Here is a 19762-nt window from a genome sequence, read left to right as displayed (position 1 = left end):
TGAATGAAGTTAATTCGTCTGTTAGTTTTATAGGTTGACGAAAAATTAAGCGCCTATTATACGTGCATTACTGCTTCAGAGTAGCCTGCGCCTTCTACCCGGGACCAGAATAGAGACTCTTCTGGTATGGAAGCTTTACGTGGTGTTGCTTATTTATTTTTAATATGTGTTTTTTTTGTAAAATTAACGGCTTGTGTGGCCGGTGCTTCGTGGCCTGAATCCTACTATGACTGTGCTGGCGGGGTAAGTTGACTAACTGATGAGCATTCCGTTTATCGAGACACACCCCTTTTTATGAGTGCGCGGATTATTTATTCAGAAAATCACCAAGTTTATCAACCGGTAAAGGTTTGCTCAGCAGATAACCCTGGATGCGATCGCAGCCGATAGCTGCCAGCGCCTCACGCTGGGCATCATCATCCACGCCTTCGGCGAGCACGTCGAAATGCATTGCTTTACAGATATCAATCATCCCCTTGTAAATTTGCCGGGCCTGCTCACAGCGAGCCAGTTCCCTGACGAAGCTCATATCGATTTTTATGGTATCTACCGGTAACCGGGTAAGATAGCTCAAAGAGCTGTAGCCGGTGCCGAAATCGTCGATGGATAGGGCAAACCCGGCGTCACGCAGGGCGGTAAGAAGTAATATGCAGTGATCAAAGTCGCTGATAAAAGCGCCCTCGGTGATTTCTAACTCGATGTCACTGGTATCGATGTTATAAGGCTTGAGCAACGCCAGCAGACTATCCACCAGGTTAGCTCGCATAAAGTCGTTAGCTGAGATATTGATAGACACTTTGCCGGTAAACCCGTGCATGCGCAGTTTGGGGATATCTTTGGCAACCTGACGGACAACAAAGTCGGTAATGCTGCAAATTAAACCGGTGCGCTCAGCAAGGGGTATAAACTCACCGGGGGAAATGAGCCCTTCGGTAATATGGTTCCAGCGGATAAGTGCTTCCAGACCATTAATCTGCCGGTTATGCAAATCCTGTTTGGGCTGGTACCACACCAGTAAACTGTTTTCTTCGGTAAGCGCCTGATTGAGCTGGGCTTCGAGCAATACCTGGCGGGTAAGGGTATGTTCCTGCTGAGGATTGTACAATTTCTCTTTGGTCAGCGGATCGTCTTTAGCATGGTTGAGGGCAATGTACGCACTCTCCAGCAGGGTAACGGGTTCTTCACCGGTATTAATATTCAGCGATAAACCAATTGATGGCGTCAGGAAGACGGCGCCTTTCTGGGTCATAAACGGTGGTTCGAACTGTTCGCAAATCCATTTTGAGACCTGCCAGATATCCTCGGCATCGTCCAGTTGGGTGACCGCCAGGGCAAATTCGTCACCATGCAGCCTAACCAGCTTAAACCGGGAGCCATGGTAACGCTCCAGGCGACGGGCGATTTCAAACAGAATCAGGTCGCCGGCTGCATGGCCAATGGTGTCGTTAATATCACTGAAATCGTCGAGCTCGACCAGACAGATACCGGTTATCGCCTCCGGATCCTGTTCGTACCAGATACCCAACTGACGCAAAAGAGACACACGTAATGGCAGTTGGGTGACGTGGTCAATTTTTTCCTGTTCCCGGTTTATAACAATTTCAACTTTGTCATCTTTAGCAATGAGCGTGACACAGCGGTGGCACAACGGGACCACGCCATGGGTATTCTGCTCTGACGTAGCATGCAGTTTATGCAGGTTTTTAATCAGGTATTCGCATTCATCGGGATAGATAACAGAACGACTTTGCAGGTTCAGCAGGTGCGCTTCGATATCAGATACGTCACATTCAAAATACCAGATTCCGGTTGAGTCACTTTGCATTGCGCTTTCCTTCAAAAATAAAGCCGGGAGGGAAGGATAAAAGTAGGCAGACAGCGTAATCGCGCTGGATTGGGCCTGTACAAACTATTAAAGCTATACGCCAATGGCAACTTTATAAAGCTTTTTTTTATTTACGGCTGTAAAAAGTCGCTATTTAGCAACACATCGGATTTGTGGGGCTTATTTGTCAACTTTTGTCCTATAAATGACGAAATAAAACCCATAGAATACTCAAATTAAGCTCACCTAAATTCGATAAGATGACTTCTTTTTACGATATTCGGGTAAAGTACCCCAGGTAATAGTGCAAATTACGGGGTATTGAATTATATTGAACTACTATTGGTAGTAATAGTGGGTATTTGGAGACACTATGGCAGTGTGCAGTGGAAGCATCAAACAATATTCTTTCGTGGTTGCCGCATTTTTCGTTGCTTTTCTGAGCGTTGTGAGTTCATCAGCGTCTGCAAAGCTGGTTGAAGCCAAAGGTATCAGCGCGGTGGCAGACAACAACATTGTTGAAGCCCGCAAAGTGGCCCTGGAAAATGCAAAACGGGCTGCAGTAGAGCAAGTGGTTGGCACCTTTGTGCGCTCCCGTACCGACGTGAACAATTACCTGCTCGGCAAAGATCAGATATTTTCCAGCACGGCCGGGCAAATCGACGAATACAAAATTATGTATGACGGCGTGGGTGACAGCGAAGACATCTACGAAGTGGTTATTCAGGCTGATGTGCGGGTTGATTTACTGGTCGACAGAGTCGCCCAGATTCAGGCTTCCATGGGCTGGACCAAAATGCCCCGCGTTACCGTAGTACTCGACGAAAATTCCACTAACCCTATCATTGCCCAGCATGCTCGTAATGAGATGACCGAACGTTTGTTGCGGGATGGTTTTCAGGTGTTTGACGAAGACGAACCGATTTATGCCGGCTTTGCCGTAAACCTGACCGTGGATTCCCAAATAAAGCCGGAAGAATTTCAGGGCATGAAAATTAATGCCAACGAGCTGACCCTGGGTATGCAGGTCACCCGGGTGGGTGATAACCAGGTACTGGCAGCAGGCAGCAAAAGCGCCAGCAAGCCGGGTGTTAAATCGAACAGTATTTTTGCAAAGCTATCAGCCGATATCATTCGCAAGGAATGGCCTCAGTTACGTAAGCAACTGATTCGCTTCTGGCACCAGGAGCAGATAAAAGCCAGAAATATGTTTCTTGATATTGAGGGCGTTGAGTCACTGGAGGTCGCCAATCAGATGAAAGCGGTCATTCAGGAGGCCATGCCGGCTATTCAGCAAATCGAGATTTCTAATATCGCCAATGGTGTGGCACACCTTGTCATAAGCTATAAGGGCTGGACAGAACAGTTATATGAAGAACTGCTGGCCAGTAATATAGCGCAACGACATAAAATACAGATTGTTGGCGTCACAGGTAACAAAATCACCGCAACCAAAGTTTGAGGATCAACCAATGAGACGGTACGTATTGGCCGCTCTGGTATTGTCAGCCCTGGCAGGCTGTCAATCAACGGGCAAGGGAAAAAAAGAGTTTGATGTATCTCAGCAGCTCGCTGCAGCCGGGAATTATGCTGAGGCCATTGCTTACCTTAAGCAGGCAATTGCCAAGGAGCCGGATAATCAACAGTATTCAGCTCAGCTTAGCAGTTTACGCCTGAAAGCCTCACAGACATTAATCAGTCAGGCACAGGGGATCCTGAATGCGGCCAGTGTCAGCATTAATGACATTGAGAAAGCTGAGTCTCTGGTGGCAGAAGCCAAGCAGTTTTCGCCAAACCTACCGGCCATTGCGCCGCTGGAAAGTCAGATCGACAGCTCGCGCAGCGAACTCATTGATGAAGTAAAAGAACGTTATTCTGAAGCGCTGGCACTGATTGATCGTCAGGACTGGGTGCGTGCGAACCTCACACTACAGCAGGTACAAAAGCTGTATCCAAACTTTGAAGCGTCAGTCCCCTTAGCTTCGCGGATTAAAACCGAAGGTACCCGGGACTATCTGTTGCAAGCCAAAAAGGCTTTCGTTGAGTATGAGTTTGAAGATGCCAAGCTGGCAGCCCGTAAGGCCACCATGCTGGATCCGAACAACGCCATCGCCAAGAAGATGGCCGCCGACGCCGATCAAAAGAACAATGCAACATTCTTTAAAAACCTGGCTGCCCAGTCGTTAGATACGCAAAACTGGAGTCAGGCTGAGTTTGCCTGTGAAAAAGTGCTTTCGTTCAGTCCTAACGACCAGGACTGTATTGCATGGAAAGCTACTGCGCTGGAAAAACAGGTTGATGAGAAAATTGTCGAAGCAACCCGTTTATTGCAACAGGGCTATATCGCCCGGGCAATCAATCTGGCGATTGAAATTGATGAGAATACCGGTGGTGCACTGCCTCCGCGTGCCGTTGCACTGCGCAACGCCGTGGTATCCCGCGCCGAAGATATTGCCATTGAATACATGGACAATCGTTACTGGGGGGTTGCCTGGTACATGTATGAGTTAATCGGCAAGCTCGATCCGTTAATGGAAGGCCTGTTCGAGAAGTCACGTGATGTGCAGGATAAAATTCGCGAGCGTGTCATCAAATCTATCGCGGTATTCGACTTCAAGAGTCCTTCTTATAACATGGATGCGGGTGGCCTGATTGCCGGTAAGTTGATTTCAAACCTGTTCAACAACGCCACCAAGGATATCAACATCCTTGAACGTGAGAACCTCAAATCCATTCTGGAAGAAATGAAGCTGGGCCAAATCGGTGTGGTATCTGAAGATACCGCCAAAGAAATGGGCCGCCTGTATGGTATCGACGTGGCAATTATGGGCTCGGTACTATTGTTTAAAGTAGACGAAACCAAATCTGAAAGTGCCGAAACCGTACGTTATCAGGTTGGCCAGGAAATCCAGGACAACATTGACTTCCTTAACTGGAAAGCGCTGAACCCTAACCCGGATAAAAACGATCTGAAAGAAGCGCCTCAGGCGAAAATTATGGTGCCGGTTTATGCCGAAAAAGAATACACCGTAAACAAAGCTAAAAAGGTGGGTTTTATTGAGATTTCTTACCGTATCGTTGATGTTTCAACCGGACAAAACGTGAGTGTGGATACCATCCGTTCGCGTCTGGTTAAAGAAGATGTGGGTAACGATGGGGTGAAAGACGCCAACATTGCTTACGATCCTCTGGAAATCGCCACCGACACTGAAATGCTGCAGATGATGGCCGATCAGGTGGTGGAAGATTTATCCCGTAAAGTATTACAACCACTGCGTAACCGTGAAGTGGATTACTTCGAAGCCGGTGAAGAGTTACTGCTGAAGCGAAAAGAGTCGCTGGAAGCACTGGAGCGGTTTGTTGATGCTAAGTTTGACGAGCGTGTTAAATCAAACGTTAACTCTCCAATCTCCGCCAAAATTGACGGGTACATGAAGCAAATCATCGAAACCTATCAATTTAAAAACTAGTTAGCAGGCGAGGGATATGCAAGCAGTAATCTTTAGGGTAGTAGTGTTGGTAATGTTGTTGTTACCAACCACTACTTTTGCAAAAACCAGCCTCGCTTTATTCAACCTGTCACCGGCCAGTATTGATGCCATTGGTCTGGACGGTGACCTGCTCTTTTCTATGCGTAAAGAGCTGGAGCGTTCCCAAACCTATCAACTGCTTTCCAGACGCCAGATGGAAGAAGGCCTGTACCGTATTGGTGGTGCCCAGGTAGCTGATACCCAAAAGATTATTCAATACGGCAACGGACTGGGCGTTAACTTTATTTTGTCTGGCTCCATCGACATTAAGCGCGCCACCATTATTGTGGACTTTAAGCTGATTGATGTGTCAAACAGCCGGGAAGCGGCAATTTGGCAGGAGAGTTTTCAAACCCAGGGTGAGTTGGTAACCCGCGCGCCGGAAATTGTTGAGTCACTGGAACGACGCATCCGCCGAGCACTGTCGGTGCAGCCGGATATCGCCCAGGCCAGTGCCGCGCTAACGGCATTTACCAGCAAAGCACAGGGCGAACAGATTGTGCTGAACTGGGCAACGGCGGATATTGGTGCGGTCTTTTACTACAATCTGTATCGGGGTGAGTCAGAATCGGGGCCTTTTGAGTTTGTCGAAAGCACCACTGAAAGCCAGTATGTCGATACCCGAATTCCCCAAAGTGGCACTTTTTATTACCGTCTGGATATTATCCTGGAAACCGGTGATGAAATGGATGGTGGCCTGGTCAGTAAAGCCACTATTGCCAAAGCCGAGGCCAGTGCCGATGTGGCAGCGCCATCTATCCTGCAGCATCAGGTTTACGTTAATGGCGTAAAACTCGACTTTGTTCCTTCGATTGCTAATCAGGAAAAAACCGCCGCCTATCAGGTGTATTTTCGTGAAGTCGGCGGCGTTTGGGCCCCTGCGGTGAAAATTGAAGACACCGGTAAAATTAATTACTCCGTGTCTGCTGTTAATCTGATGGAAGCGGATAAGAGCTATGAGTTTGCGGTAACTACGGTAACCAACAGTGGTAAGGAAAGTGCCAAGTCTCCACCGGTGATGGTAACCAGTGCGCCGATCATCCTGCTTAATGCGGATAGTGAGATAAAAACCCGTGAAGTCACCCTGCAATGGCAGCCGGCCGCATCAGAATACAGCGTGCGCATCGAGCGTCGCGGTGCCGGTACCAATGACTGGCAAACGGTAGGCGAAATTAATCCGGGTCACAACGGCACATATTTAGACAAACAAGGGCTGGAAGATGGCCTGGTTTATGAGTATCAGGTTCGCCTGTTCGATCAATTGTCTGCCTCAGCGCCTTCCAATATTACCCGCAAGGAAACTAAAAAACTGGCAGCACCGGCAGAGTTCAGCGTGTCGGGTGGGGTTAAGTCGGCGCACTTGTACTGGCAGGCGGTAAAAGACGACGATGTAGTGGGTTACCGGATTTTCCGTACGGAAGGAGAGCTAAAACAGGATACCCTGCTCGATGAATTAGCCGATGTCAGCGGCGCCAATAAAACTCAATTTATTGATGGCGTGGATAACGGTCAGCCTTTAAAAGACGGCACGACCTATCATTATCTCGTGGTTGCACTGAATAAATTCAAAGGCGTTGGTTTTGTATCAGAAACACGCAGCGCGCAAACCAAGCCACGCCCGGATCAGGCGCAAAGCCCGGCGCTATCGGCAGACAACAATACAATTCGTGTCAGCTGGCCGCCATCGGGTGAGGTTGACATCAAACAGTACCGCTTATACCGGCGCTGGAATAACCAGGGCTGGCAGGAAATTGCGGTGGTACCCGCTAATGAGTCGGCATTTACCGATGCTAACCTTAAACCTTATGCGCAAACTTCCTATTATGTGGTGGCCGAGGATAAAGACGGTCTGCGCAGTGACCCGTCTGCGTTTGCCAGCATTGCTAGTCCTGATGAAGTAACGCTAAGTGTGGCTGCTCAGGGCATGTTGCGGCGAACGGATTTAAGCTGGACTGCTCATAAAAACATTGATGGCTATAAACTGTACCGCCGGGTGCAGGGTGTAACCCGTTGGGAGCTGGTGACAGCTATTACTACACCGAGCATTACTCAGTACTCCGACAATGACCGCCGGAATCTGGCCGATGGCGTGAGCTATGAATATGCGATTAGCGCGGTGGATGGTGACCAAGAAACGCAAAAGTCGAATATCGTGACGGCCACTACCAAAGCGGTGCCGGCAGCACCTCAGAACTTTGCGGCGGCGAGTAACCAGGTGAAACAAGTAACACTCACCTGGCAGCCGGCTAACGATGCCGATGTTAAAGGCTTTAAGATCTACCGTGAAGACAAGGGCAAATTTGATCTGTTGGAAACCCTGAGCAGCCGAACGGCCAGTCGCTATGTCGATGAGGGGAGTTTCTTCAGCAAACTGGATGATGGTCAAACCTATCGCTACAAAATACTGGCGTATAATCTATATGACGCCAATGGCGTAACCTCGCCTGTGGTTGAGGCCAGAACCAAACCGCTACCGGCCCGCATTGAGGGGCTCAGCGTTATGGAATCAGCACCTAACGTGGTGCTGCAATGGCAGCCGGCGCCTGAAAGCGATATTGATTTTTATCAGGTGTACCGCGGCTCCAGTTGTGGCAATGTAAGAAAACTTGCTGCTGTCAGTGCCGCCAACTACGTTGATACTGATGTGTCTGGCAATCGCAGTTACTGCTACCGGGTATCCGCGGTAGATAAAGACGAATTAGAAGGAAGCGTCTCGGCTTCTGCTGAAATCACCACTGCACCGCGTGCAGAAGGGAACTAACATGATCAAATTATCCAAGCTGTTATTGCTGTGCTCGGCAGTAACAGTGTTTTCCGGTCTCAATATGGCAGTAGCCAACGAGTATTCTGCGATTAAGAAAGTCAGCGAGTCGAAAGAGCTGGAAGGCCTGCGCGACAAGTATCGCGAGTGTGTATTAGCCAAAGGCACGCTATATTTAAAAGTCAACGATGTTAACTCTGCTATCGCTCATGCGCCCATTGCCTGTAAGCGTGAACTGCTGAGCGTGCGTCAGTTTTTGCTCTCCGGTGCGTTTAAAGTGGAAGTTGTTGATCAATTGATGGATTCAGTACGGGAAGGAGTAGAGATTGACCTGGTTAATCACGTCTACGCTGAGGTACTTAAGCAAAAAGGGATTAAACCATGAAAGTAAAGTGTTTACTGTTATTGCTGGCCGGTTTCATCGGCCTTGCTCAGGCTGAAGATTTACCCGGCGTAGTGACGGCGCAGGGCTTTGGTACTGTGGATCCGGCGATGGCAAAAACCAACGCCCAGGCTCGCATGCTGGCTAAACGCGCTGCTCAGCTTGATGCTCAGCGTCAGTTGTCTGAGCAGGTAAAGGGGATCGAATTACGTGCCGGTTCTACTGTAGAAGAATATGAAGTAAAAAGCGATATCATTGCAACCCGCGTTAAAACCTGGTTACAGGGTACCGTTGTGGTAGACGAGAAAGTGTATGAGCAGGAAGGTACCTGGATTGCTGAAGTGGTACTGGGCATCTGCCTGACAAACGAAGCTGATATTTGCAAAGAACGGGAAAGTTTAGAGGCGATCAGTAATGCGGCAAATTCTCAGTATTAGCCTGCTGGCCGCGTCGCTGGCATGCAGTTCGCTCAGTGCTGCGCAGTCGGTAGACGACTTCGATGAAATCAGTGCGCGGATGGATGCCGAATTTGAAAACCAGACAAAGCGTATCGATGATATCTACCAGGCGGTCGATGAAGCCATCGACCGCGCTTTTCGTGGCCTGACCAAACGCATTGAAGTGAAATGGCCGGATGGCGCCCTGCCTGAAAGGCACCGCTGGGTTACCTATAACAAAACCATGAGCAGCCGGGCAATCGCCGACTTTGAGTCGGGTGAATTGATCATCGAAACCCTGGTTGAGCCTGGTGAGGATCTGCAGGAACGGGTTGCTGAACTGATGGAAATGTCATCTTCCATTGCCACTGCCACACCCGCCGAGCTGGATGAGCAGGACGTATTGCTCCAGGAAGTCACCAAAGAGGTGGCCGAGGTCACCGAAGAGCCGGTAGCGATTACATCATCTACTGATTCATCCCTGGCCAGTGTGCTGCCCGACACCATCGGCGGTCAGCTCGAAGGTTTGGCTGACGCTTTACAGCAGGATTTCTCTGCAGTGCCTGAGTTAAAGATTGAATCTGAGTCGGTTGATATCAGTGCGGTGGTAAGCAAAGTGGCGCAACAGCAACAACTAGCCAAAGACAATGCGGGGCAGCCACGGCCGCAGCCAAAGGTAAATGACAAGGCGGAAGAATCACCACAAGTCGCCGCTGTACCTGTAGAAAAATCACCTGTTGTCGTTGAGCAGCCAGCTACACCGCAAAACCCCAAAGTGGAAACTGAGATAGCAGCAACCCGACAACCTGCTGAACAGGCCAAACCCTTTCCGGTACCCGCCCCCATGCCGGTGTTGAGCGTAGTGGAAGAAAACGGGCAAACGCGCCTGCAGTTAAAAATTGAGTTCGTGAACGGTTATCAGGAAAAACTCGTTAAGCAGTATTTTGATGATATTAAAGGCTATGCAGAACAGTATGATGTGCCGGTCTCAGTGATCATGGCCATCATCGAAACAGAATCAAGTTATAACCCCAGAGCGGTATCTCCCGTTCCCGCGTTTGGTTTAATGCAATTGGTTCCTAAAACCGCTGGCCTCGACGCACACCTTTTTGTGCACGGCGAGAAAAAGATAGTAAGTGCTGACTATTTGTTTAATGAGGATAACAACCTCAAGCTTGGTTCAGCTTATTTCCACCTGCTAACCCACCGCTACCTACGCAAGATCACCGACCCGCAGGCGCGTTTTTACTGTGCGGTTGCCAGTTACAACACCGGAGTGGGCAACGTAGCCAGAACCTTTACCGGCAAAAAGAGCATTACCGCCGCGGTGAACACTATCAATGAGATGTCACCCGATGCTGTTTATGATTTTCTGATGGAAAACCTGCCAGCCCAGGAAACTAAAAACTACCTGAAAAAGGTAGTTACCCGAATGGCCAAATATAAACAATTTGATGCGTAACCCGTTTAAAGTGAGAGCAACAATGAACACAATGCGATATTTAACTTTGGTGTGTGCGTTCCTTACCGGCCTCGCGAATGCAGAAGAAGTCGTTGAGCAAAAGCCCGGAGGCTTAATTAACTGGTCTTCCGGGGTGATTTCAGCCTACGGTTACGGCGTTGCACCGGATGATGTACCGCTTGTAAAACAACGGTTGCTGGCCCGTCGGGCAGCGCAACTGGATGCTTACCGGAACCTGGCCGAGATGATTAAAGGCGTGCGGGTATCGTCTGAAACGGTCGTTGAGCAAATGGTGGCCCAGAGCGATACGGTGAAAACCAGCCTGGAAGCCATGATTAAAGGCGCTGCGATGACCGCCGATCATTACCAGAACGACGTTGCAACGGTTACCATGACCATGTCACTGGACGGTCGTTTTATTCAGATGATTGCGCCTGAGGTAGCAAAAGGCGGCATGACGGCGGCAAACTGGTACGATAAACCGGTGCAATGGGTACTGGCACGCACCGGCCAGATTGAATGGCCCTCGCTTACTCTGTTCCCCACGGCTGCGGCAGCAGAAACAACCCAGAGCCATCTGGTTATCGACAACCCCAACCAACTGGAACTGGTAAAAGAAATTACCCGGTTACTGAAAGCCCACAGCCAGCCACAGGTTATCGCTCAGCTGGAACAACAAATAGAGTTCTACGAGAGTAACAGTAACTTTACCGGCGTATTAATTGATGCCAGCCAGATTGCTAATTTTGAACTGGCGACCATTCCGCGTATCAGAAATCAGAAGGGCGACATTATTTACCCTACCGCGGACGATTTAACCCAGGGCCGGATCAGCAGCCGCCCGGTGTCTTACGACTTTGATGTGAATGATGCGGTACGCAACGCGCGCATTGCGGTTAAACCTTTTATCATTCCGGCTGAAGGCACCTATAAATCGCGTAAGTCAGATTTAATCATCAGTGACGCTGCCGTGGCGTTACTGAAATCCCAGCAAACCCTGCAAAAAGCGCTGGGTAACGCCGAAGTGATGATAGTGATTGCCAGATGATGAGCGCCACCTGCTATCGAGGGTTATTGGTGTGCCTGCTGCTGGTGTTTTGCCAGCCGGTTGCCCATGCGTCACCCAAAGTAGCGATTGTCGAAGCGCAAATCCTCATTGAAAGCGGCGAGTACGAAGAAGCTATTCGTTATCTGGAGAATGCCACGGTACAGTACCCGGGCAATGACATGCTGCTGTCTCTCTATGGTGATGCGTTGTACGAAAATAAGCAGATAGCCGAGGCCGAAGTGGCCTTTCGCCGGGCGCTGGAAATTAACCCCCTGAATGCCCTTGCGGCCCGCCGGATAGAAGTAATACGGTCTATTTACGATGCGTCGGTGAGTGAGCAGGCCCAGCAGCTAGAAGAACTCACTCTTGATAAACTCTTTGATCTTATTGCTATGGCCATGGCATTTGCCTTAGGTACGGTGATGTCGAAATATTTGCGTAAGTTCTCTGACTGGAACTTTATGCGTCGCAGTCGCAAACTGTTTTTAAAAGGTGATTACGATGACTTTGTTGATTTGCTGGAAATTCAGCTTTCGACTAACGAGCTAAAACCTCTGCGCCGCAGTATAAAATTTATGCAGGAACAAATGTCGCAGGATGAAATCATGACGTTGCTTAACCGCTACGTGAACACGGAAGATAACCTCCATACACTCACTCGTATGGTAAGGCTAAGTTATGAACATGGCGATATTCCGAACACTTAGCTTTTGCTGCGCTGCATTGTTGTGGGGGTGTGGTAGCACGCCACCACCGCCCAGCCTGTCTGCACAATATCAACAGCTTGCCCGGGACGCCGGTTTTCCGGTGTACGCCATGCGTAATATTGCCAATCAGGCCTATCTGAATAACGACCTGCCACTGATGGCGAAGGCGCTGTGGAAATTATGCCAGCGAGGGGTTGCCTCCACGGGAGTCACCGATGATTGTGCGGCACTGCTGGACGTGGCAATTATTCAGGGCGATGAGTTAGCCCAGGCAAGAGCCCACCTGGGGCAGTATTTTATTACCGGCAATCGGGATGATTATGCGCGGGCCATGGCAGCACTGCCGGCCAGCGACGCCTCTTACCGGGCTATCTTCGATATCAGTGTGGATAGCTGCCTCAACAGTACACAAACAACCGAGTGGTTAGCCCTACAGTGTTATCTCTCTGGTAAAGCTGCCTTTAATGAGCCAGCTTTACAAAAAGCCTTGGTGTTATTTGAGCAGTTTGATGCCCGCCATAATATGGCAGACAGCTATTTTTTACTGGCAAAGTTAAAATACGAGCAGGGACAACCGGACACGGCAGCGGATTATGCGTCGCGGGCAGCGCTGCTGCTTAGTCTGCTGGGCGAGGCCGCCCGGGCAGAGCAGGTCAGAGCCTGGCGCAGGGATACGGTTCATGCTCAGTAGCCTGGGATTAAGAGCCCGGCGTTATGCCAATGTGCTGGTAGGGATAACCGGTCTGCTCGGGCTGGCGATTAATACCTGCCCGCAACTTTTAAAGCCTCAGCGGCGTCGTATATTCTGGTTGCTGTTTAAGCGTCAGTTGTATAACTCAGGCCTCAGAGCAGCGTCGATCAACACTATTATTGCTGTGTTGCTGGGCGTGTTCGTGATGTCCAAGGCTTATTCGGTTATTCCCAATAATATGCAGTTTATCGATTACTACGCGCAGTTTTTTAATATTGTGGTGAATCGGGAAATCGGCCCGCTAATTTCCGGCATTATACTGATCGCGCGTTCAGCTTCGGCGGTAACCGCAGAAGTGGGGCAAATGCAGCTATACCGCCAGTTTGATGCTTTGTCTGCGGTGAATATGAGTCCGGCACTGGTTTTCTTGCTGCCCGTGTTCTTTGCGTTTCCGCTGTCTTTGTTGCTGATGTTTTTCTATTTTAATCTGATATGCGTGTTTACCTCCTATGCGGTCATCGAGTTATATCATGAGGGTGGCATTACACTGATGGCATTTATCCGTGCCCTGCTAGAGCAGCTCACTTTCACCGAAGTGCTGGTGAGTATGACCAAGGCGCTGGTGGGCGGTTGCCTGATTGGTCTGGCGAGTCTGTTTTTTGGCTACAATGTACAAGACCGTTTTACCGATGTGTCGCGGGCAATTTCTAATTCAAACACCTTTCAACTGTTTGCCTTTTTTGTGCTGAACGTGGGCTTGTCTTACCTGGTGTACCTATGACTTGCTTACAGATAGATAATGTTGATTTGCGGTTTAACGATAATGTGGTGTTCCGGCAGCTCAACCTGCGCGTTAATAGCGGTGAAATTGTGTGTGTGGAAACTGGCGTGCTCGATGGTGGGTCGAGTCTTTTAAAGCTGGCTGCCGGGCTGTGCGAACCGGATGACGGCAACATCATTATCGAAGGCTTATCGCTCAGGGATATGACCGAACAGGCGCGGTTTAAAGCTACCTGTATGGCTTTTGAAGACGGTGGGTTACTGAGTATATTTACTAACTACAATAACATTGCCTTTCCGATGCTGTACCATACGCGGATGTCTGAAAAGGAAATTGCTGAACACATAGAGCCCCTGGCAGAGGCGCTGGCAATAACCGAATTACTGGCGCTCGAACCGCATCAGCTGAATGATGTGCAAACCCGTATGATGAACCTGTTACGGGCCATGGTGTTTCGGCCTAAACTGATACTACTGGATGAAGTGCAAAGCGGAATGTCACACGAAATGCGTGAAAATATGCTAAATGTGTTGCTCAGGGAACAGCAAGCGCATCAGTATGCGGTAGTGATGACGGTCACCGCCGGCGATCGCACCGACTTTGCCGACCGGGTACTGGCAATCCATAACCATCAACTGGAGGAAGTACAATGAGCTTTGCGCCATCACAGTCGCTGTCTTCCCGTGCGCAGGATACGCTGCTTGGTTTGTTTGTGGTTGTGGCTGTGTTACTGGCTGGCTGGTTACTGTTTGAGGATTTACAGGAACAACACGCCGATCAACTGCGTTTTCGGGCTAACCTTTCTTCGTCGTTCGGACTGAGCGTGGGCTCGCCGGTGAAAATTAATGGTGTCAGCGTGGGCCGGATTGATAATATCCGCCTTAGTGAGCAGGGGCAGGTGGCGCTGGACTTAGTGATGCAACGGGAATACCAGCCACTGTACCGGGCGGGAAGCCGGCTTAAGATAGATTCTACGCTGGCCATTGACAACGTGCTGTCGGGCGCGGCCATTGCTTTTATTCCCGGGCCGGCGGGGCAATTACAAAACGGCGCCTTGCTGGAAGCCGAAGAGCCACGGTCAATACAGGATCTTATGCAGGAATGGGATATCCAGGCGCTGTCACAAAAAGTGGCCGATATACTGGTGAACCTCGACAACATAGTGACCAATGTCAGTGATAATCAGGACTCACTGACGAAAAGTCTGGAAAACGTTGCTGCGCTGACCTCCAGTATGACCGAAGCCAGTCAGCAGTTGCCTGACGTGCTTAATCAGATGCAGCGCACCATGCAGGTGATGGAAAACACGCTGCAGGAAGGCTCGCAAACGGTGAACGATAATATGGCTACCTTTGCCGAGGTGGCAGAGCAGTCGGCACAGTTAATGGAAAGTATTAATGCTATCGCGGTGAATATGGAACCCACTGTGGCAGACATGCCAGAAACCCAGGCATTACTTAACAATTTATTGTTTGAGGTAAATGGTCTCACCCGCCAGTTACGTCAACATTGGTTATTACAGGGCGGGGAGCCCGCGCCGATACCAGGCAAGGGGCGGGAAAATAATGGTTTGTTCCCGCCTGATGAATCCCTATACGACCCTGCGGTACCACCGCCTGTGGAAGGAGAATCCAAGTCATGAATAAGCTGTCTGTGCGCCTGTGGTTAGGTGCGGTGTGTCTGGTGTTGGCTGGTTGTACGGTAAGTACAAAAGACACGGTGCTGGTGGGTCCACCGCAACGTTCAACCAGCAGCGAAGTTGAGAACAACACCGGCGTAAGCGGTGACCAGCAGGCGATTCCTTCGAGCATTGCCATTTTACCCTTCAGTAATGTCACCGAGGAAAAAGTCGCCGGACCGCTGCTTCGACAAGTCATTAACAGCCAGCTTTCCGGCCGGAACTTTTCGGTAATGCATCCGGGGGAAGTGGATAAACGGCTGCCATCGGGTCCGCTTGATCATACTCAGATGGCGTCTTACCTGGGCGTTGAAGGGGTACTGGTTGGTGAAGTGGTAGACTTCGAACGGTTTTTTGCCGGAATTTATTCAGAGATCCGGCTGGGCATTAAACTGTCACTGTATAACACCAAAGGCGATGTGGTATGGACCGGCGAGCATGAGGTCACTCAGCGTGCCGGTGGTGTATCGACTACCGCCTGGGGCTTATTACTCAATGCTGCGATTGCCGCCATGAACCTGGATGATGAAAACCTGCTCGCGGCCGCCGACGAACTGGGTCGCAAAGTGGCTTTTGAATTTCCTCAACCGCGCTTTTATAAAGGCAGTGCCGGACCTCTTATTGAATCAGTTATTCACGACAAAGCTGGCAAATGGCTACGCTATGGCGACGTAATCGAAGTTGGCGTGAAAGGCGAAGCAGGTTTGCAGGCATTTGTAGAGCTTGGTAATCAGCTACGTACCGAGCTTAAAGAAGTGGAGCCAGGGATTTATATCAGTGAGATCCCGGTACAACCCGATTGGAACGAACAGCGGGTGCCGGTTACCGGTATTCTGCAAGACACCGATGGCAGCACCAATACCCTGCTGAGTATTACCGGCCTGGTGAATTTTGATAATGAAGCGCCACCGCCGGTCACTAATCTGGTAGGCAGTCAGACTGAAACCACCCTTAAACTGGCCTGGCAGGATGCTGAAGTTGCAGCCGCCTATAAAGTAACGCGTACCAATGACGGCGGTAGTCAAGTCATACAGCAGAGCAGTGACTCCTTCGTGAACCTCGACATTGATTCAGAAGCATTCAGTAAGAGTACCTATGAGGTGGTGGCCATTGATGAGGCCGGCAATGCCAGTGAGCCTAAGGCACTGACGCTGACTACCTATATAAAGGAAGTGGGTAAACAAACCTTTGTGAGTGGCCCGCTGCAGGGTGGTTATACCGGTATATTGTCGCTAACCGAAACCTTTAGTCCTTATCAGGTAAAAGGTGAGGTGGTGTTTGAAGAAGACAGTGAGTTGTACATTGAGCCGGGTGTGGTGCTGGAGTTTGAACCCGGTGCGACTATCGAAATTAATGGTGAGGCGTATTTCTGGGGGCTGAAACAGGATATCCGTATTCGTGCCAGTGGCGAACAAGCGCGCCGGGAGCCATACCTGATTGTTAACAATACCAAACCAACACAAATCTCAGGACTAAAAATCTCCGGTGCCGGCATCGGCATACTGGTTAAATCCGGTCAGCCACTGCTGGAAGCCATTGAGATAACCGGCAGCCGTTTTACCGCGTTGAGTATCGAAGGTGAATCCAATGTGACCTTACGCTCCTGCGTAATTGACGGCAGTAATACGGCCGGTATTGTGGTGAGTGATTATGCCAAGCTCAATATGACCGACTGCACGCTGCAGAATAATTTCCCGTTTCATATTCAGAACGCGTCCAGTTATGAGGTCATAGCCGAGGGCAACCAATGGCAACCTGCGCCATCTGAAACGTCAATTTTAGGTAAGGTAAGGACTAAATAATGAGAAAGCTTTTATTCGCCCTGGCGCTGGTAAGCAGCAGTAGCATTGCCGCGGACGCTCATTATGAAGAATGGACAGCGGCCGGCGGTAAAATTAACTGGACCACGGCGCAAGTCTCTGCCGAAGGTTATGGTTTGCCGCCGGGCAATGTGGGCGGTAAAGCCGGGCCATTACTGGCGTGCCGTGCGGCAGTGGTGGATGCTCAGCGTAATCTGCTGGAGGCAACCCAGGGCGTCCGGGTTACTGCGACCACCGTTATCGACAACTACATGTTGAGTAACGATGAGGTAAAAAGTGAAGTGGAGGGGATTATTCGTAATGCCCGCATTATCAGCCGCACCCCTGCCAATGATGGTAGCTGCAAAATTGAAATGGTGATCAACCTGGGCGGTAAGGCGTCTAAAACGATTTATCAGGAAGTCTACCAGGAAACCGGTCTGCAAAGTTTTTATCGCTCAACTCTCGATTGGTTAGGCGGTGCAGTGATCAGTAAAGCCTATGCTCAGGATGATGTAGAGTTGGAGCAACCGGCATGGCTGCAGGAAATGGAAAAGCTCAACCGCCGTTTGTCGGTCATCGAGCAAAAACTGGTTGAGAACCGTCGCCAGGAAGCCCAGCCTGGGCCGGCCGCCGACGTGCAGCCGACCGGGCTGGTAGTGGATGCCAGAGGCAGTAACTTTATTCCGTCACTGAGTCCGAAGATTCGCCAGTTACGCGGCGCGGTTGTTTACCCGGATCAGGGCGCTAGTAATGAGCGCTTACTGGAGCGTGGTCAACTGGTGTCTTTGTTCGCCCGCGATGTGGACTTTGCTGTGCAGCACCCGGTGGTTGGAAATCGCCCGCTGTTAGTTAAGGCGCTGCGTACTTATGGTGATACACGTACCGAAATTGTGCTGGCCAGCGAATATGCCGAGCGCATTATCGAGCTTAATGATAAAGGCTTTTTCAATGAAGCCGGCGTTATTATTGTGCTCGACTAAGCGTTATCTGGTTAGCCAGGCCTGCACGTAATTGGCGTTAGCTCTGCCAATATATATAAGTCTGCAGCTTTCACTGTTGGGGGCAGTTAGCACAAGGTCTCTACATGTTCGTAACCTTATGATTCATACGTTAATTCTCTTTGGCTTTTGTAATAAAAGGAATTATTTTTATTAAAAAAATATTTATATTAATCTCGCTTTGTTGGGTGCAGATTGCAAATGCGAGTGAAGCAACAAAAGCGTTTGCCTGCTATAACTGCGGGTATGAGCAAGCTAAGCAAATAGCGATGCAAGAAGCGCCAGTCGTTGAAAGCTGCTCAACTGCTGATATGCCCGGTTCGTTCCCATCGGCGCCATCGGTTTGCGATGGAGTAGAGCAAGACATTATTATCACTTCTGTCAATGATAGAAGTGTTTTTAAGTTTCATTTAGTTGTTATTCCTGGATTCGGTGGCGCTAGCATCAGTATTTTCGATCAGAACCCTACAAGTGCAGACCTTCAGATTTCTACAAAATTTTTCAATTTGATGGACGATATTTCAACCGCTATCGATCAAGTACATACCGAGTATTTTAGTCAGACAGAGAGTATAACCTCCCCTACAGCTTCGAGCCTAGGGCTTTCAGTCCAAGCTACTTCTTCAGATGCAGAAGATTTTTGCGACGCTAATCATCCTACCTCTTATTTTAAATCAGCCGAATCAAGACGAGATATTCTTAGGGGTATTGCTGACGATATTAGAGAGGGAATGGGGAGCAGAAGCTGGACTGAGTTTACTAACGATGGTTATCAAAACTCGGCTCAAATTGATATTGCTGTTGGTGCAATAGGTTATGGTTTCGGTATGGAATATTTCCAAAAGGCGTTACGGGTAACGAAAACGTATGGAACCGGTAATAACCTAACGTTTGACCTTTCCGTTTCGGGTCAGTTGGACGATGTCAATGATAGACTCGATATTGGCTTCAAACTGCATCCGGAAATATCAAAAATAGAAGGAGTGCAAGTTAATCAGCTATTCGTCGAAGGTGAAGTCGTGCAACTCTGGGATACTACAATGTCAAATTGTTGGAATGAATTTGTTGAAGAAGAAGGGCAAAAAGTCGATCCTCATCCGGATGACCCCTCAGAGGGTTCAGGAACCCGCAGAGATCCATACCGAGGTCCAGCTAGTACGGCTAAAACCACAGGTTGGTGTGTTTACACTTACAAGGTTTGTACTTCCACGAGTATCACAGATTTAGCAACGGCGCCTTCATCCTGCCCTGCTCCTGTGTACTTTACTGCTGTGGACTTATGTGGATTGTAACTATTTAGTTGTACCCACGGTTAACACTCATTTGATGTGTAAACCAGAGTGAATACTTTTGGCTATGTTCGGATTAACTGTTGTTGAATCGAAAAGAGCCTGTTTTCGTTAAGGTTTTCTGGATTATCCATAAACCTGAACCAACCCAGGTAGTGTTCCAAGTATTTTGTGGCTACTCCGTGAAACCGTTTTATCCACGCTTTCAGACGGCTGTGATAGGCGTTAACATTTTGAATGTGAAAGACTTTATCTATCACCTTAATTCCTCCTGCCACATCTAAGCGCTTGTGTATTAAATCATTTTTCTCAGAAAGAGCTATGTAGGGCTTATAGCCATCACTACACAACACACTGTCTTTCTCTAATTT

17 protein-coding genes are annotated in these 19762 nt (G+C 49.3%); 15 read left to right on the top strand and 2 right to left on the bottom strand.

What is annotated here, in order from left to right; genetic code table 11:
* Positions 1-307: 307 nt before the first annotated feature.
* Positions 308-1825 (bottom strand): putative bifunctional diguanylate cyclase/phosphodiesterase, encoded by a 1518-nt coding sequence (locus tag C6Y40_RS19820; protein ID WP_105936133.1) that lies wholly within the window; start codon positions 1823-1825, stop codon positions 308-310.
* A 373-nt stretch (positions 1826-2198) separates the two neighbouring features.
* Here C6Y40_RS19820 and C6Y40_RS19815 point away from each other — a divergent pair, with 373 nt between their 5' ends.
* From C6Y40_RS19815 to C6Y40_RS19745, 15 genes are all read left to right on the top strand, one after another.
* On the top strand, positions 2199-3287 hold the full coding sequence (locus C6Y40_RS19815) for a hypothetical protein (protein WP_105936132.1): 1089 nt from the start codon (positions 2199-2201) through the stop codon (positions 3285-3287).
* 10 nt (positions 3288-3297) lie between these two features.
* A complete protein-coding gene (locus tag C6Y40_RS19810) occupies positions 3298-5295 on the top strand; it encodes a CsgG/HfaB family protein (RefSeq protein ID WP_105936131.1) in 1998 nt (665 codons plus the stop codon).
* Positions 5296-5311: 16 nt separating this feature from the next.
* On the top strand, positions 5312-8116 hold the full coding sequence (locus tag C6Y40_RS19805) for a hypothetical protein (RefSeq protein WP_105936130.1): 2805 nt from the start codon (positions 5312-5314) through the stop codon (positions 8114-8116).
* 1 nt (position 8117) lies between these two features.
* On the top strand, positions 8118-8501 hold the full coding sequence (locus tag C6Y40_RS19800; protein WP_105936129.1) for a hypothetical protein: 384 nt from the start codon (positions 8118-8120) through the stop codon (positions 8499-8501).
* On the top strand, positions 8498-8935 hold the full coding sequence (locus tag C6Y40_RS19795; protein ID WP_105936128.1) for a hypothetical protein: 438 nt from the start codon (positions 8498-8500) through the stop codon (positions 8933-8935). The genes C6Y40_RS19800 and C6Y40_RS19795 overlap by 4 nt, the downstream gene beginning before the upstream one ends.
* Positions 8913-10397 (top strand): transglycosylase SLT domain-containing protein, encoded by a 1485-nt coding sequence (locus C6Y40_RS19790; RefSeq protein WP_105936127.1) that lies wholly within the window; start codon positions 8913-8915, stop codon positions 10395-10397. Before C6Y40_RS19795 ends, C6Y40_RS19790 begins: the two co-directional genes overlap by 23 nt.
* Positions 10398-10419: 22 nt before the next feature.
* Entirely contained in the window at positions 10420-11445 is a 1026-nt protein-coding gene (locus C6Y40_RS19785) for an LPP20 family lipoprotein (protein ID WP_170308543.1), read from the top strand.
* A complete protein-coding gene (locus C6Y40_RS19780; RefSeq protein WP_105936125.1) occupies positions 11442-12152 on the top strand; it encodes a tetratricopeptide repeat protein in 711 nt (236 codons plus the stop codon). The genes C6Y40_RS19785 and C6Y40_RS19780 overlap by 4 nt, the downstream gene beginning before the upstream one ends.
* The gene (locus C6Y40_RS19775) at positions 12124-12843 is read left to right on the top strand and encodes a hypothetical protein (protein WP_170308542.1); all 720 of its coding nucleotides are present in this window, start codon (positions 12124-12126) and stop codon (positions 12841-12843) included. The genes C6Y40_RS19780 and C6Y40_RS19775 overlap by 29 nt, the downstream gene beginning before the upstream one ends.
* Positions 12833-13624, top strand: a complete 792-nt coding sequence (locus C6Y40_RS19770; protein WP_170308541.1) for an MlaE family ABC transporter permease — start codon at positions 12833-12835, stop codon at positions 13622-13624. Before C6Y40_RS19775 ends, C6Y40_RS19770 begins: the two co-directional genes overlap by 11 nt.
* Positions 13621-14277 carry an ATP-binding cassette domain-containing protein gene (locus C6Y40_RS19765; RefSeq protein ID WP_105936122.1) on the top strand — a complete coding sequence of 219 codons (657 nt, stop codon included), beginning with the start codon at positions 13621-13623 and terminating at the stop codon, positions 14275-14277. Before C6Y40_RS19770 ends, C6Y40_RS19765 begins: the two co-directional genes overlap by 4 nt.
* Positions 14274-15266: an MlaD family protein gene (locus C6Y40_RS19760; protein ID WP_105936121.1), complete on the top strand. Its 993-nt coding sequence runs from the start codon at positions 14274-14276 to the stop codon at positions 15264-15266. The genes C6Y40_RS19765 and C6Y40_RS19760 overlap by 4 nt, the downstream gene beginning before the upstream one ends.
* Complete coding sequence (locus C6Y40_RS19755) at positions 15263-17104, top strand: right-handed parallel beta-helix repeat-containing protein (protein ID WP_105936120.1); 1842 nt, start codon at positions 15263-15265, stop codon at positions 17102-17104. The genes C6Y40_RS19760 and C6Y40_RS19755 overlap by 4 nt, the downstream gene beginning before the upstream one ends.
* Positions 17104-18084: a hypothetical protein gene (locus C6Y40_RS19750; RefSeq protein ID WP_105936119.1), complete on the top strand. Its 981-nt coding sequence runs from the start codon at positions 17104-17106 to the stop codon at positions 18082-18084. The genes C6Y40_RS19755 and C6Y40_RS19750 overlap by 1 nt, the downstream gene beginning before the upstream one ends.
* Before the next feature lie 140 nt (positions 18085-18224).
* On the top strand, positions 18225-19394 hold the full coding sequence (locus C6Y40_RS19745; RefSeq protein ID WP_146129618.1) for a hypothetical protein: 1170 nt from the start codon (positions 18225-18227) through the stop codon (positions 19392-19394).
* 62 nt (positions 19395-19456) lie between these two features.
* Here the strand turns inward: C6Y40_RS19745 and C6Y40_RS19740 are convergent.
* Positions 19457-19762, bottom strand: a 306-nt coding sequence (locus C6Y40_RS19740; RefSeq protein WP_146129497.1) for an IS1595 family transposase, incomplete at its 5' end; no start/stop codon positions are given.

Origin of the sequence: Marisediminitalea alba (genome assembly GCF_002993365.1) — a bacterium.
GTDB classification, from domain to species: Bacteria; Pseudomonadota; Gammaproteobacteria; order Enterobacterales; family Alteromonadaceae; genus Alteromonas; species Alteromonas alba.
Note: the sequence above shows the minus strand (reverse complement) of the source record. Positions and strands in the feature narration are given on the sequence as shown.